7 protein-coding genes and 1 pseudogene are annotated in these 16,083 nt (G+C 48.3%); all 8 read left to right on the forward strand.

What is annotated here, in order from left to right:
- The first annotated feature begins 14 nt into the window (after positions 1–14).
- Positions 15–3,842 carry a leucine-rich repeat domain-containing protein gene (locus FYJ34_RS01015; protein ID WP_154475445.1) on the forward strand — a complete coding sequence of 1,276 codons (3,828 nt, stop codon included), beginning with the start codon at positions 15–17 and terminating at the stop codon, positions 3,840–3,842.
- Positions 3,843–3,904: 62 nt separating this feature from the next.
- The gene (locus FYJ34_RS01020; protein ID WP_154475447.1) at positions 3,905–6,037 is read left to right on the forward strand and encodes a hypothetical protein; all 2,133 of its coding nucleotides are present in this window, start codon (positions 3,905–3,907) and stop codon (positions 6,035–6,037) included.
- 100 nt (positions 6,038–6,137) lie between these two features.
- The gene (locus tag FYJ34_RS01025) at positions 6,138–9,989 is read left to right on the forward strand and encodes a leucine-rich repeat domain-containing protein (protein WP_154475449.1); all 3,852 of its coding nucleotides are present in this window, start codon (positions 6,138–6,140) and stop codon (positions 9,987–9,989) included.
- A 192-nt stretch (positions 9,990–10,181) separates the two neighbouring features.
- Positions 10,182–11,447, forward strand: coding sequence for a glycosyltransferase (locus FYJ34_RS01030; protein WP_154475451.1), 1,266 nt, complete (start codon positions 10,182–10,184; stop codon positions 11,445–11,447).
- Between the two features lie 40 nt (positions 11,448–11,487).
- Positions 11,488–12,506, forward strand: a pseudogene (locus FYJ34_RS15125) (aminoglycoside phosphotransferase family protein).
- Between the two features lie 86 nt (positions 12,507–12,592).
- Positions 12,593–13,819, forward strand: coding sequence for a helix-turn-helix domain-containing protein (locus FYJ34_RS01040; RefSeq protein ID WP_154475453.1), 1,227 nt, complete (start codon positions 12,593–12,595; stop codon positions 13,817–13,819).
- 199 nt (positions 13,820–14,018) lie between these two features.
- The gene (locus FYJ34_RS01045; protein WP_154475455.1) at positions 14,019–15,125 is read left to right on the forward strand and encodes a putative NPN-dependent ornithine cyclodeaminase; all 1,107 of its coding nucleotides are present in this window, start codon (positions 14,019–14,021) and stop codon (positions 15,123–15,125) included.
- A gap of 31 nt (positions 15,126–15,156) precedes the next feature.
- Positions 15,157–16,041, forward strand: coding sequence for a DMT family transporter (locus FYJ34_RS01050; RefSeq protein WP_235899174.1), 885 nt, complete (start codon positions 15,157–15,159; stop codon positions 16,039–16,041).
- Positions 16,042–16,083: the final 42 nt, after the last annotated feature.

The raw sequence follows: 16,083 nt of genomic DNA on the forward strand, positions 1-16,083 counted from the left end.
AGCAGGGGGAACATATGAAAAACGAAAGAGAAACAGGGAAGAGGATCCTTTCAGCAGCACTGGCTGCGGCATTGATGATTTCTTCCGTATGGTTTACAAAAGAAACAGAAGTCCGTGCGACAAACTGCGGCGGACTGGAGGAAGTGGACGTATATGTCCCGGGAGCCGAGGAAGTAGTAAAAAATCCGGCGTTGCACTGGGCGGTTAGAGCGTCTTTGAATGCAGTGAAAGAGCATGTTAAGATTACGCCGGAGGTTATGGAAGAAGTTAAACATTTGTCTTATGCCCAACTGAATCATCCGGAAAATTTTTCCAAGTGGAAACAGCAATACTGGATCGATGATCTGTCGGGGCTGCAGTATGCCACCAATATGGAAATCCTTGAGATCACATCCACCGCTTTCAAAGAAGGAGCCAGCCTTTCAGATCTGTCTCCTATTGAGAATCTGACCAAGCTGAAAAATGTACAGTTTCCCAATGACAATCTCACAAATATCGACAAACTGAAGAAGCTGACCAATATGGAGATCCTGTATCTGGACAGCAACAAGATTCAGGATGTGTCAGCTCTTTCCGGGATGAAAAAATTGACACAGCTGTCTCTTAGCAGAAATGAGATAAAAAATGTAGAGATGCTGTCCGGGCTGAAAAATCTGAAGTATATCAACCTTTCCTACAATCAGATTTCCTCGCTTCCGGATCTGTCGGCACTTTCCAATGCGGAAAGCTTCATTGTTAGCCATAATCAGCTGACAGATGCCACGCCGATCAGCAAGCTGCATAATCTCAGGGCATTGGATCTGACAGGGAATCCGAATCTGACGAATATCAAAGCTCTGGCGACCTTGACCAATCTGGACAAAGCTAGGACTATGCTGCCGGAAGGAACCAGTAAAGAAGATCTTTTTGCGGCTATCGATATCAACAAGCTGTTCGCCAATTTCAGTATCAGCAACATGAAAGCTTCTGACGTAGAAGCAGTGGAAAAATCGCTGAGCGCCTATGAGAAACTGACACAGGAGCAGAAAACCTATATTCCTTCCGAAAAAATCCAGGCGATCCAAAGCAATCTGGAAAAGGTGAAAAACGGAGGGACGCCGGATGCCTATCCCCAATGGGATGCAGATAATGTAAAAGTTCCGGTACTGGATCGTCTGGAAATCCATGTGGTAGATAAAAAGGGAAATCCTTTGTCCAATATTTCCTTTATCAAGCATGCCATGGGAACCAAGGAATATGTTTCGGATGAAAACGGTCTTTTGACGATAGATCATAGGTTAAATGATGATTATTGGGATACTTATGTGGAGATCAAGGGAAGTGATTATGTTGCATCTCCTGCCCGTATCGACTATAAGACCAAAGACGGAAGAACCTTTACGGTAAACGGAAAGATGGTGACCGGTCTGGAGGAATACACTATAGTAGTGGTGCCGGCGGCAGAATATGTCAATAAAGACAACCTGCAAAAGGCAGTAGAGGCCACCAAGGAGGTGGAGCACGAGACGCAGTATACGGCAGATAGCTGGAAACCTTATAAAAAAGCACTGGAAGAGGCGAAAGCTGTCCTGGAGAATGTGGATGCTACTCAGCTGCAGGCGGATCAGGCGGCAGAAGCTCTGAGCAAGGCGACAGCAGCCCTGACAAAATCCAGTGTCCTGCGAGCCCTGAAGGTAACGGTAAAGGACAGCAACGGAAATCTGTTTGGAAGAGCCTTTAAATTCCAATTGCATCGAAACGACACCATGGAAGGCGCTTATAACGAATATTCGGACCCAAACACGTCTGTCGCTTATTTTATACCCACACGGGCGTATAAAAGCGGGCAGATCTGGCAGGTGCATGCCTGCACGGAGGAACCCTATGAGTTTCCGGTGATCAGCGTGGAAGCCGGGGAGCAAAACGGCGAGATCTACATTCGCAAGGTAAACGGTCAGGAAGTGACCAATGGATTTGAAATGAATATTACCCTGCAGCCGGCGGAAAAATCTACGGCTACAAGAAAACCGGATCCGACCGTTTTGAAAGAGAAGCTTGCGAAGACAAAAACTTTAAACAAAGCAGAGTACATCCCGTCTACTTTTCAGGTGCTGGAAACAGCGGCAGAAGCAGGAGAAAAGGCAGCCGCTGCCGGAAAAACACAGGAAGAGATAAACGCCGCTATAGCTGCTTTGGAGCATGCGTTTGCCGGATTGAAGATCCTTCCCAACAAGGCGGCGCTACGGGAAGAACTGAACATGAAAGAGAGCCATAGGGCTTCCTATTATACAAACACCAGCTGGAAAGCCTATGAAGATCAGTATGCGGCGGCTTTACAGGTATATGAAGACCCGGAAGCCGATGAGACTGCGGTGGAACAGGCAAGAACAGCACTTCTGGAGAAAAGGAATCATCTGGTAAACAAAGGCAATAAAAATCAACTAAAAAAACTGTTGGATGACTGCAGTGGACTAAAAGCAGAAGATTACGAAAGCGGATTCGATCTGTTTACACAGGAGTTAGAGAAGGCAGCCCGGCTTTACGAGCAGGAGGACGTTACACAGGCACAGATCAATGAACAGGTCAAAAAGTTAAATGAAGTGCTTGGCTATTTGATTCCCGTAAAACCCGCCGCCCCTGCCACCTGTGAATCCGGTGTGTTCAAAGCAAATATTCTGGATGCAAAGGGAAGACCGGTATCCGGCGTAAAACTTCAGTTCAGTAATGCGGAAGAGGGGGTATTTTCCGCAAAAGCTTCCGATAAAAACGGAGTGGTGGAGTTCCGCATCAGTTCTTATGATATTGGAAAAGAGATCACCGCACAATTGGCAGATACCAACTATACAACGGAAGATACCCATACGTTTACGGCCAAGGAAGGGGAAGAAGCCTATTACGCTGTGCTGGATCAGATAGACGGACAACCTTATCAGGATGGGATCAGTATCATCTATACAGTAAAAAGTCTGCAGCCGGCAGAAAAAAGCAGCCTGCAGGAAAAGATAGCGGAAGCAAAGACGGCACTGGAACAAGCAGGGAAATATACACCGGAATCTATTGCATCGCTTCAGGATGCTCTGCAGAAAGCGGAAATGGTGTATGCGGATGAAGAGGCTCTTCAAAGTGAAGTGGAAATTGCAAAAATCCGACTGTCAAATACCATATTGGGATTAAAAGAAAAAGAAGAGCCGGAACCGGAACCGCAGCCTCAGCCTCAGCCGGATCCCCAACCTGAGGTAGGGAAATGGCGCAGCGATCAGAACGGCTGGTGGTATCGCTTGGCAGACGGATCTTATCCGGTGAATCAGTGGGAGAGGATTGATGGACAATGGTATTACTTTAATGGATCCGGTTACGCTCTTTGCGGACAGTGGCAGAGCTTTGGCGGCACCTGGTACTATTTTGACGGAAGCTGTAAGGCGGTGATCGGATGGCAGCTCGTGGGTGGTGCCTGGTATTACTTTGATCAGAAGACCTGTGCCATGAAAACGGGTTGGATCAAGGACGGAAGCACCTGGTATTTCCTTTCCGGCAGCGGGGCCATGCAGACCGGTTGGCTGAATCAGGGAGGCGCCTGGTACTATCTGAATCCGGCAGGCGGACAGATGATGACCGGCTGGATCAGCGTAGGCGGACAGTGGTACTTTATGGACAAAGAGACGGGAGCCATGCGTACCGGCTGGATTAAGGATGGAAGTACCTGGTACTTCTTAAACGGCAACGGAACCATGAAAACCGGCTGGCTGCAGAGCGGAACCATCTGGTACTATCTGAAGGCGGACGGAGCTATGGCGGAAAATACAGTAGTAAATGTAGGCGGAACCAATTATCGGTTTGACGGATCGGGTGTGTGGCTTCCTTAGCCACGCACCAAAAGGAAACACTTTGAAACATTCTCAGATAAGACAACAGGGGGAAAATACAGATGAAAACAAAATGGATGCCGGTACAGATCAAAGGGATCCTGCTGGCAGCAGGCGTGCTTTTTACGGCAGGATGCATGGGAAACTCTGCCAGGGCAGAGGAGGGAATTCCTGTTTCCCAGGATACCTTTCCCAATGAAAGCTTTCGTAGCTATGTGGAAGCAAACATCGATACCAATGGCGACAAGAGTCTGTCTCCGGAAGAAAGAGCGGCGGTGACGGCCTTGGATTTCAGCGAGGAGGGACTGTCCCTGACCACGCTGAAGGGGATTGAATATTTCACGGAACTGGAATCCTTAAACTGTTCTTTCAGTGAAGTGGAAGAACTGGACGTGACCAGAAACTCCAAATTGAAAATATTGGACTGCTCCTATAATGAAAATCTGAAGGCGATTGACGTGACGGGAAATCCGGCGCTGGAGATCCTGTATTGCTATGAAACAAAGATCGCATCTTTAAATGTGACCGAAAATCCCGGACTGATCCGGCTGGACTGCAATGCAACCCAGTTGAAAGAACTGGATGTGACCAGAAACCCAAAGCTGTTTGCCCTGAATTTTTCCGGGACGGATATTTCCTCTATCGACGTGACTCAAAATCCGCAGCTATACGAGATCTACACGACACGCTCCAAGCTGGAATCTTTGGATGTCAGCCGGAACCCGGAACTGGTGCATATCTGGGTAAGCGGGACAAACGTAACAGAACTGAATGTAAAAAACAATCCGAAGCTGGCCATTTTGATGGTGGACAATACCGCCATTACCAGTCTGGATCTTAGCGGCAATCCTGGAATGCAGGAACTGTACTGCTACAATACCCAGATCAGCAGCCTGGATCTGACATCTTTTCCGGCATTTAAGACCCTGGAATGCTATGATACACCGATCGAACAGCTGAATCTGGGGAAGAATCCCAATCTGGTGGGGCTGGACTGTTCCAGAACCAAGATCCGATCCTTGGATCTTTCCCAGAACAAAAATCTGAAGAGACTGGAATGTGCAGAGACCAAGATCGGAAGTCTGGATCTGTCCAACCAGTCACAGCTTAGGACGCTGAATATCAAAGATACCCTGATCCAAAATCTTCAGACGCTGGATCTTCGCCACTGCAAAGAACTGGAATACCTTTTCTGTGACAGAGCCCAGATCAAGGAGATCCGTCTGGCTCCGGGTGCGCCGTTGTCCGACCTGACCTGCTCGGATAACGGGCTGACCGAGCTGGATCTGCGGGCATACAGTGGAATCTGGGGATTTTCAGCAGAACATGTAGCCAGACAGGTTCGGGACGTATATGGTCCTGTTACCAAAGGAGGAAAGATGTTCGACCTAAAGACGGTGGTGGCAGATCTTTCCAAGGTTACGGTGGCTTCGTCGGATCAGTATGCCTACGATCCGGCAACCGGCATACTGACAATGGAAGGAGAAGCCCCCACAGAGGTTCACTATACCTACCAGACAGGTGTTGAGAATGTTCTTATGGATGTTCTTTTGGAGGTGCATCCGTTGTATGGGGAATGGATTAAGGACGGAACCGGCTGGTGGTATCGCTTTGCAAACGGATCCTATCCGGTGAATCAGTGGGAAGAGATCGACGGACAGTGGTATTACTTTAACGGCGCCGGCTATGCTCTTTGCGGACAGTGGCAGGGCTTTGGCGGCACCTGGTACTATTTTGACGGAAGCTGTAAGGCGGTGACCGGCTGGCAGCTTATAAGCGGCGCCTGGTATTATTTTGATCTGCCAACCTGTGCCATGAAAACCGGCTGGATCAAAGACGGAGGCACCTGGTACTACCTTTCCGGCAGCGGAGCCATGCACACCGGCTGGCTGAATCAGGGCGGCTCCTGGTATTATCTGAATCCGGCAGGCGGACAGATGATGACCGGCTGGATCAGCGTAGGCGGACAGTGGTACTTTATGGATAAGGAGACGGGAGCCATGTGTACCGGCTGGATTCAGGACGGAAGTACCTGGTACTACCTTTCCGGCAGCGGAGCTATGCATACCGGGTGGCTGAATCAGGGCGGAGTCTGGTATTATCTGAAAGTAGACGGAGCCATGGCGGCAGACATCCTGTTAAACGTAGGCGGAATAAATTATCGTTTTGATAACAGCGGGGCATGGGTGGGATAGCCCTGCATCCGCGGAGTTTCCAAAAATAAAAAATGAAAAAAATACAGATCCGGATCTTTGATACAAGGATCCGGGTCAGGGGAAAGAGAGAGGTGACAGTATGAAATGTAAGTGCGGTATCGGAAGGAAGGTGTTTGCAGCCATCACAGCAGCAGCTGTAATCATCTCTTCTTCTATGATCGGGAGTGGTATGTCCGAGGTTTTTGCAGCCAACTGCGGCGGATTGGAGGAAGTGGATGTCTATCCGCCGGGAGAAAATGAAGTGATCCGGGATCCGGCCCTGCACTGGGCTGTCCGGGCTTCCTTGAACGCCATCAAGGAACCGATACAGATGACTCCGGAAATCTTAAAAGGGGTCAGACATTTGTCTTATGCACAGTGCAACCATCCGGAAAATTTTACTACATGGAAGCAGCAGTACTGGATCGACAATCTGGAAGGACTGCAATATGCCACAAATATGCAGGTTTTGGAAATTACCTCTACCAATATCAAAGAGGGGGCAAGCATCCGGGACCTTTCACCACTGGCAGATCTGACCAGATTGGAAAGTATCCAGCTGATCAGTGACAATATTTCGAATATTGATCCCTTGAAAAAGCTGACCAATCTGACTTTGCTGAAATTGGACAGTAATCAGATCGAAGACATTTCTGCGCTGGTCAATATGAAAAAACTTTCCACTTTGACGATACGGCAGAATCAAATCAAAGATGCGAGTGTGCTGACCGGGCTGACGGCTCTTCAGTATGCGGATCTGTCATCCAATCAGATCACTGCCCTTCCGGATCTGTCCAACCTGAAAGCTCTTAAAACACTCCTTTTGGGCGGAAATCAGCTGACGGATGTTACTCCTATTGGAAAGCTTAGAAGTCTGGAAGAGCTGGATCTTTCAAAAAATCCCAATATTACAGATGTAAGAGCACTGGCCGGACTGACCAACCTGGTAAAGGAACGGACACTTCTTCCGGAGGGACTGAACAAAGAAGATCTGTTTGCAGCCATTCATGTCAATCAGCTGTTTGGGAAATTCAGCCTCAGTAACATGACTTCCGGCGACACAGATGCGGCAGAAGCCGTGCTGGAAGCCTATGACTCCCTGACAGAAGAACAAAAGACATACATCCCCTCTGAAAAAATGGAAGCAGTAAGGAGTAATCTCCAAAAGGTAAAAAGCGGAGAGGCTCCTGACGCCTATCCCCAGTGGGAAGAGGGAAATGTCAAGGTACCGGTACTGGACCGCCTGATTTTCAAAATCGTGGATAAGACAGGAAAACCTCTTTCGGGGATTTCGTTTACAAGGCATTCCATGGGAACCACCTCATTTGTTTCAGACGAGTCAGGAATCCTGACGATTCCCCACAGACCCTGGGATGAATGGAATGATCCGTGGGTGGAGATCAGCGGAACTGATTATGTAGCGTCTCCGGCAAGAGTGGAATATCGCCTGAAAGGCGGAAAGACCTTTACGGTCAATGGAAAGGAAGTCACCGGACTGGAAGAATTTGTGATTGTAGTCACGCCCAAGAATGAGTATGTGGATAAATCTGTCCTGGAGGATGCCCTAAAGAAGTCGTCTGAGACAGAAGAGGAATTTCTTTATACCGCAGCGTCCTGGGATGCATACCGACAGGCCTACGATGAGGCAAAGTCTGCCCTGGAAGATATGGAGGCCGGACAGGAGAGGGTCAATGTGGCTGCACAGAATCTGACGGCTGCCTTTCAGGGACTGACAAGGACAGACGTGGTGCGCGCTTTGAAGGTGAAAGTGACGGATAAAAACGGACATCTGTTTGCCAGAGCATTCAAGTTTCAGATCCGCCACAGCGGTACAGGAGCCAACGCCTACAATGAATATTCTGACGGGGCTACGGGAATCGCCTATTTCCGCCCCACGCCTGCCTTCAAAGCCGGACAGAGCTGGGATATTCTGGCATGCGTAGAAGAGCCTTATGAAATCTCCACTGTGAAGCTTACGATCGGAGAAAAGAACGGTGAGCTCTACATCAAACAGGTGAATGGCAAGGAGGTTTCTCCCGGATTTGAAATGACGGTGACTGTGAATCCGGCCACAAAGGCTACCGCTGTACGTAAGCCGGACAAGACGGTGCTGGAGGCAATGACGGCACAGGCAAAAGAGAAAAAAGCTTCCGATTATCTGCCGTCTACCTTCCGGGCCTTGACAGAACAGATCGCACGGGCAGAGGATGCACTGCAAAAGACAAATGCTTCCCAGGAGGAATACAACCAGGCTGCCGCAGATCTGAGGAAGGCGGAAGGATCACTGAAGAAGGTTCCGAATAAGGCGGCATTGGCAGAGGAAATCTCTTTGAAAGACAGCTATACTTCCGCCTATTATACCGCCTCCAGCTGGAAAAAATATGAAGAGGTGTATCTGTCGGCAAAAGCTGTTTATGAGGACAAGGAAGCAGATCAGGCACAGGTGGACAGAGCCTGCGGGGAACTGAAAGCAGGGAGAGAAGCGCTGGCCAGAGCTGCCGATAAGGCGGCTATCAAAGTATTGATAGATGCCTGCGCCAACCTGAAGGCGGAAAATTACGAAAGTGGATTTAAAGAACTGGTGGAGGTCCTGAATGCAGCAAAGAAGATCTATCAGGATCCGGATGCCACACAGGAAGCGGTGGATGCAGAGAAAGCAAAACTGGAAGATGCTATGCTGAAGCTGGTACCGGTGACTCCTAAAAAGCCGGAAACCTGTGAACCGGGGGTATTTCGTGCGAAAGTCGTAAACGGGAAAGGGCAGCCGCTTGCAGGAATTAAGTTTTCAGTGGAAAGTGAAGGAGAAAAGCTGGATCTGACACCATCGGACAAGCAGGGGCTGATCGAAGTATTTTTGATGCCTTTTGATGCACAGAAGGACTTTACGGTAACATTGTCCGACGACAGATACACGACTTCGGATACACATACTTACCGGGTAAAGAAAAAGGACGGAGTCTACGGCGGATTTTTGGATACGGTAGACGGAAAGCCTTATGAAGACGGACTGACTTTGACCTACACGCTGAAAGCCTTAAAAGAGGCAGATAAGACGACTTTGAAAAAACAATTGGAGGAGGCCGCTTTACTGGAGGGGAAAAAGGAGAGGTTCACAGAAGAGTCCTTTGCAAATTTCCTGAAGGCATTGTCTCAGGCAAAAGCAGTGAATGAAGACTTTGAAGCGCTTCCAAAAGAAGTGAACGCGGCGGAAAAAGCGCTGAAGCAAGCGATAGAGCAGCTGGAGAAACGGATGGTACCGCCGGCCCTGAACGAATGGAGGATGGACGGAACCGGCTGGTGGTATCGCTTGGCAGATGGGTCCTATCCGATGAATCGATGGGAGAAGATCGACGGACAATGGTATTACTTTAATGGATCCGGTTACGCTCTTTGCGGACAGTGGCAGAACTTTGGCGGTACCTGGTACTATTTTGACGGAAGCTGTAAGGCGGTGACCGGATGGCAGACGATTGGCGGGATCTGGTATTTCTTTGATCAGGAGACCTGTGCCATGAAAACCGGCTGGATCAAAGACGGAAGCACCTGGTACTATCTTTCCGGCAGCGGAGCTATGCATACCGGGTGGCTGAATCAGGGAGGCGCCTGGTACTATCTTTCCGGCAGCGGAGCTATGCATACCGGGTGGCTGAATCAGGGAGGCGCCTGGTACTATCTGAATCCGGCAGGCGGACAGATGATGACCGGCTGGGTCAGCGTAGGCGGACAGTGGTACTTTATGGACAAGGAGACAGGAGCCATGAAAACCGGCTGGATCAAAGACGGAAGCACCTGGTACTATCTTTCCGGCAGCGGAGCTATGCATACCGGGTGGCTGAATCAGGGCGGAGTCTGGTATTATCTGCAGGGAAGCGGAGCCATGGCAGAACAGACAGTACTATCCGTTGGCGGGATCCGGTACCGGTTCGGTGCAAACGGAGTATGGATCGGATAAGATGCAGCAGACAAAATAACATACAAAAATATTCGATGTCCTGATGGCATCTTACAGAAAATGCGATAGCAATCCTACGGCAGGAAGGGTTGCTATCTTTTTTGAAATCAGATAGAATGAAAAATATTGTTGGCAAAGAAAGGCGGCTTCCTGCAGCCGGAACGAGAACAGACCAAGAAAGAGAGTCCGACTATGATCAGTGTAGTAATGTGTACCTATAACCGGGAAAGATTTTTGAGAAGGGCAATCGAAAGCGTACAGAACCAGACATGGACAGACTGGGAGTTTCTGATTGTGGACGATGGTTCCACCGATGGCTCCCTGGAAGTCCTGCATTCTTTTCGTGATGAGCGGATACGGATTTTTTCTGCCGGGAGAAATTCCTTTTACTGTCACACGGTCAAAACGGCTCTGCAGGAATGCAAAGGAGAGTATATTGCCTTCATCAACAGTGACGATGCCTGGTATCCTACCAAGCTGGAGGAACAGATGCAGATCATGGAAACCCACAGGGAATACGGCGCCTGCTTTACCAATGTAACTCTGGTGGATGATGAAGGAAGGGATATCACGGCGCAGTGTCCACAGATGGCAGGGGTTTTCTCCACGATCTTTCACACACAGAAAGACTATTTAAAGCATTTTCTTTTGCATGGAAATACGCTGTGCCATCCCTCTTCCCTGATCAGAAGGGATATTTTTGAACGATCAGGAGGACTGCAGATCCTGTTTTCACAGGTGGCAGATCTGGATCTGTGGGTCCGCATCGTTACAATGGCTCCGATCTATGTGATCCCCAGACCTCTGGTCTGGTTTCGCTGGGACGTGAAGTCACAGGATCAGGTCAGCAGCTCTACGACCAGTCATCTGATCCGGACGTTCAACGAGGAATGTATTATCCGGAAGGAATTGATAGAAAGGCTGTCGGACAGGGAATTTCGGGAATATTTTCAGGAACTGTTTGAAAATCCGGAGTCGGCGACTCCGCTGGAGCTGGCATTTGAAAGGGCGTTTGTGCTGTCCAAATGTATGAGGGACGGCTGTGACCTGAAGCTGTTGGGGTACTGGAAGATCCGGGAAGTCCTGGAGGAAGAAGGGGCAGTAGATCTTTTGTATACACATTTTCATAAAACGATCTACGACATCTATGCATGGGGGAAGGAACATTTCTATGTAGACCCGTGGATCTGCCAGAAGCTGGCGGAGGGAGAACAAAAGGAAGCGATCCTTCGACAGTGTCAAAAAGAAACAGAGGATTTTCGGAAGCTGGCAGAAGATTATAAGAAGCATTCGGACGGCTATGCGGAGGCTTATAAAAAAACAGAAGCAGAGCGTCTGATCTGGAAGGAAAATTCCCGTCAACTGGAAGAGAGGATCCGTATTTATGAAACTTCTACCATCTGGAAGATGACGAAGCCGCTCAGACAGTTTCTTGACTGGCTGAAAAGGGGGAAATAAAAAAAGGTAAAAAATGAAAGAAAAAGGAGGCGTCCTATCTGTGGATCGTATCAAACAACTGGACACTTATGTAAATCGACCGGAGTTTAAGGAGCAGCTACGGATACCGGAAAACGAGGTGGTGGTGCTCCATCCTCTGGCACAGGGAGAATATAACATCAACTATTGGTTTTTCCATCCTGAAACGAAAGAAAAGCTGGTGCTGCGGCTGAATACCGGCAGCCAGATGCATCTGGAGGATCAGATCGGATATGAATATAAGGCGTTAAAGCTTTTGGAGCATTCCGGAAGAACCCCCATTCCCATCTGTGTGGATGGGAGCAGGCAGCAGCTGCCCTGGGGCATCCTGGTAATGAAATTTCTGGAAGGAAGAGCTCTGGATTACCGGAGAGATCTGCACCTTGCGGCGGAAGCCCTGGCGGATATACATAGTGTATCTGTCCCGGAGGACACGCATCTTCTTTCGCCCGGGAATCCTCTGAAAGCGATCCTGGAGGAATGTGAGGAAATGGTACAGACCTACTATCGCTCTTCGCTGGGGAAGTAGCTGTAAAACGCCAGATAGAGCAGCTTCTTCAGGCAGGCTGGGCATACCTTCATAGAGGTGGATCTGAGAACACCTACCAGTGCTGCATCAATACAGAATTAAATGCAGGAAACTTCCTGATCCATCCGGAAGGGAAGATTCCTGCCTATGTGATAGACTGGGAGAAACCTCTGTACGGAGATATCGCTCAGGATCTGGGGCATTTTCTGGCTCCCACCACCACTTTCTGGAAGACGGATGTGATCCTGGAAAAAGAAGAAGAGGAGCAGTTTCTTAACAGGTATCTGCAGGCAGCGGACGGTCGGTTCGACACATCCTGTCTGAGGGAAAAGCTGGATCTTTACATTCCCATTACCTGTCTAAGAGGGGTTACCTGGTGCGCGATGGCCTGGGTGAAGTACCAGAATCCGGATCGTCCGATCCGAAACAGAGATACCTATCAAAAAATCTCCTCCTATCTTACAGAGGAATTTTTAACAAAGATCCGACAACGGATCGGCGCATCCAATTAGGGGAAGGAAGGCGCCGGATTTCTTTTTTATACATATTATTGAAAAGCAGATAGTCTGTAGGAAAATTATTGAGAGGAAGTGGGGAAATGACAGTCATTCCGATTCAGAATATCTATACCTTTGACCGTATGAACAACTGTGTATGTGAGTTTAATGTGGAGGTATTTGAACAGGCAACCGAACCCTTGATCCATCCCATGGCACGGCTGTGGCTGGTAAACGAGGGGATAGGGACCGTTCGGATCAACGGCAAAGAATACCTCCTGACAAGGGGAAGCCTGGTGTCTGTTCTGCCGTGGCAGATCACAGAGATCACAGAGGTGAAAAGACCCTTTCAGTTTTATGTTGTACAATACCATTTTGAGCGGATCAACGAATTGATCAAAACGTTTTTCAATCCGGGACATACGCAGATCTCTTTCATACAGACGCTTCGGAGGATGCCGGTGATCACCTTCGGAGAGGAAGTGTACAAAGAAGTGCAGCATATGTTTCACCAGATCAGGCAGGAAACACAATACCTCCACCGGGAAGAAGAAACGCAGGGAGAAGAGGCGCTTGGCAATGTCTACGTTATCAATAAGCTGATAGAGATCCTGGTGTCCTTTGGGCGCAGCAGCAGGAAGGCGCCTTCGAAAGAGCCGGCAGATATCAGCGAGATCTTCCATTTTATGTACACACATCTGAATGAAAAGATCACAGTTCCCATGCTGTCCAAAATGTTTTATCTGAGTGAGTCGGCCATCCGTTCCTACCTCAAAAGTAAAACAGGTTTATCCTTTTTTGACCTGCTGAATGAAATGCGGGTGGGGAAAATGATCAACTACCTGCTCTATACGGACCTGACGGTGGGAGAACTGGCCCAGATCCTGGGATTTGCAGATGATGCGCATATGTGTAAAATATTCAAGGCGCGGATGGGACTCAAAACCAATGAGTTCCGAAACGTCTATCAGATGGTAGGAGATGCCTGCTGCATTGCCGACAGAAAAGAAATGTATGAGCTGGTAAGCTATATTTACCGGAATCATACGGAGGATCTGCAGTTGTCCTCCATCAGCCGGCGGTTTCATATGTCCCCCAAAGATATCAACCGCATCCTGGCTTACCAGGTGGAAATGAATTTTAATGAATTTTTAAATGTGATCCGTATCAATCATGCGGCCCATCTGCTGCTGACCAGCAAAAAAAACGTGCTGACCATTGCGCTGGAGGTGGGATATCAGACAGAAAAAACCTTTACCCGGAATTTTTTACAGCTGAAAGGGAAAACGCCGGGAGAGTTCCGAAAAAAAGTACATTTGAAAACCTAGAAAAAGCGGAGAAAAGGCGCTGCCGGATCGTTTAAAAGAGGCAGACACGAAATCATCTTGTGCATGCGAACAAAATCAAACAAAAGATACAGAAATAACACAACAAAATGTCCGATAAGAAAATGACAAATTTGTTAAAGTGTTATCATGATTGTTTATAGGCCTATGAACTACATGTACAACAAAGGAGGAAAGTGTTATGTCAAATTTTGAAATGCCAAAGTATCATCATCCGGACTTTACACAGGAAATGTTTGTAAATGCGCCGGATGCCGTGTATGAGGAGGCAGAAAAAGACGGGGTAGTGCCTGAATATTATCACAGTACATCTATGTACCCTGAATACTTTAAGATCAACGGAGAATGGAAGCTTGCGGAAGAAAGCCGTATGGATTCCTGTGTGATCCTTTGTGATGACGGGCACCTGGCAGTGGTAGAATCAAGAAATATCAAAAAAGGGGACAAGGTACTTCTTGGAAGAAAAGAAAGGTGCGAGGAAGGCGTGTACATGCACTGTCACGGATTCGAGGAAGCCGGAGAAAAACTGGACGATCAGTTTGTATTCCGTCAGGGAAGAAGCCGTGAGACGTCCTACGCACGGGACTATGACAAATTGTTTGAATTGTTAAAGCATGAAAAAGAAAACGGCGGAAAGATCGTATGGGTAATGGGACCGGCATTTGCTTTCGATGCAACTGCAAGGGCTTCCATGCAGGCCCTTGTGGAAAACGGATATGCTCACGGGCTTCTGGCAGGAAACGCTCTGGCTACGCACGATCTGGAAGGAGCTCTTTTGCATACGGCGCTTGGCCAGGATATTTACAGCCAGCAGTCCCAGCCGAACGGACATTACAACCATCTGGACGTTTTGAATAAAGTAAGAAGAAGCGGATCGATCCCACAGTTCATGAAGGACTATAACCTGAACGACGGCATCATCTGCAGTTGTGTAAACAACGACGTACCCATCGTACTGGCAGGCTCTATCCGGGATGACGGACCGCTTCCGGAAGTGTATGGCAACGTTTACGAGGCGGCCAACGCAATGAGAGGGATCGTAAAGGAAGCGACAACGGTGATCTGTCTGGCGACCATGCTTCATACTATCGCTGTGGGCAATATGACGCCGTCTTTCCGTGTACTGAAAGACGGAACCATCCGTCCGGTTTATCTCTACACGATAGATGCAGACGAATTTGTTGTAAACAAGCTTCTGGACAGAGGAAGTCTCTCGGCAACGACCATGGTAACTAATGTTCAGGATTTCATTACCCGTGTTGCCAAAGGTCTTGGCGTAATGGAATAGTTTCCCGGGTAAAGGAATGGAGAAAAGAGTTATGATGAAGAAGAATAGTATGCTGGGGAAATTGGCTCTATTGTTCGTAGCAGTTGCCTGGGGAAGTTCCATGGTTGTGATCAAAGGTTCTACGGACACATTGTCGGCAGGCGCGCTTCTTGCTTGTCGTTTCACAGTGGCAGGCGCGCTTTTGGCGCTGGCAAATATTAAAAAAATCAAACAGATTGACAAAGACTATATCAAGAGCGGTATTTTTATCGGGGTATGTCTGTTTATGGCATATTTTACACAGACCATCGGCGTTATGCTGGAGATGCCGGGGAAGAGTCACTTCCTTTCTTCGGCGTACTGCGTGTTCGTACCGTTTCTTGGCTGGCTGATCCTGAAAGATAAGCCTAAGATTTTTCACATTATCGCTGCAACGATGTGTGCAATCGGGATTATCCTGGTATCTGTGGCGGGAAATTTCAGCATCAGCTACGGGGATAGTATTTCTATCCTGAGTTCTGTGTTCTGGGCATCCCAGATCATTGCTATTGCAAAATGGGGAAAAGGAAAGGATCCTGTCCTGATCACCATGCTTCAGTTTGTGGTATGTGCCGTTTTGGCATGGGTCTTTACGCTGTTTACGGAAAATCCGGCAGCGATCCAGTGGGATATGGGAGCAGTCGGAGGAGTGCTGTACCTTGGTATCGTGTGTTCCGGAATCTGCTTCCTGTTGCAGACCATTGCACAGAAAACAGAGAATCCTACCAGCGTTTCCATCATCCTGAGCTTTGAAAATATTTTCGGGCTTGTATTTGGAGCAGTTTTCTTCGGCGAGAAGTTTACGCCGCGCTCCATTATGGGATTTGTATTGATCTTTGCCGCTATTTTGATAGCGGAAACAGAGCCATCTTTCCTGAAAAAGAAAAAAGCAAAGTAGAGGGAAGAAAAAGGTTTCCTGGGATCCTTTGAGATCCTGTAC

Source organism: Suipraeoptans intestinalis (assembly GCF_009696485.1).
In the GTDB taxonomy this organism is placed as follows: Bacteria; Bacillota; Clostridia; order Lachnospirales; family Lachnospiraceae; genus Suipraeoptans; species Suipraeoptans intestinalis.

Excerpts from the sequence above, each read along its gene's own strand:
- FYJ34_RS01015 (WP_154475445.1), top strand. The coding sequence starts at position 15 with ATGAAAAACGAAAGAGAAACAGGGAAGAGGATCCTTTCAGCAGCACTG.
- FYJ34_RS01020 (WP_154475447.1), top strand. The coding sequence starts at position 3,905 with ATGAAAACAAAATGGATGCCGGTACAGATCAAAGGGATCCTGCTGGCA.
- FYJ34_RS01025 (WP_154475449.1), top strand. The coding sequence starts at position 6,138 with ATGAAATGTAAGTGCGGTATCGGAAGGAAGGTGTTTGCAGCCATCACA.
- FYJ34_RS01030 (WP_154475451.1), top strand. The coding sequence starts at position 10,182 with ATGATCAGTGTAGTAATGTGTACCTATAACCGGGAAAGATTTTTGAGA.
- FYJ34_RS01040 (WP_154475453.1), top strand. The coding sequence starts at position 12,593 with ATGACAGTCATTCCGATTCAGAATATCTATACCTTTGACCGTATGAAC.
- FYJ34_RS01045 (WP_154475455.1), top strand. The coding sequence starts at position 14,019 with ATGTCAAATTTTGAAATGCCAAAGTATCATCATCCGGACTTTACACAG.
- FYJ34_RS01050 (WP_235899174.1), top strand. The coding sequence starts at position 15,157 with ATGATGAAGAAGAATAGTATGCTGGGGAAATTGGCTCTATTGTTCGTA.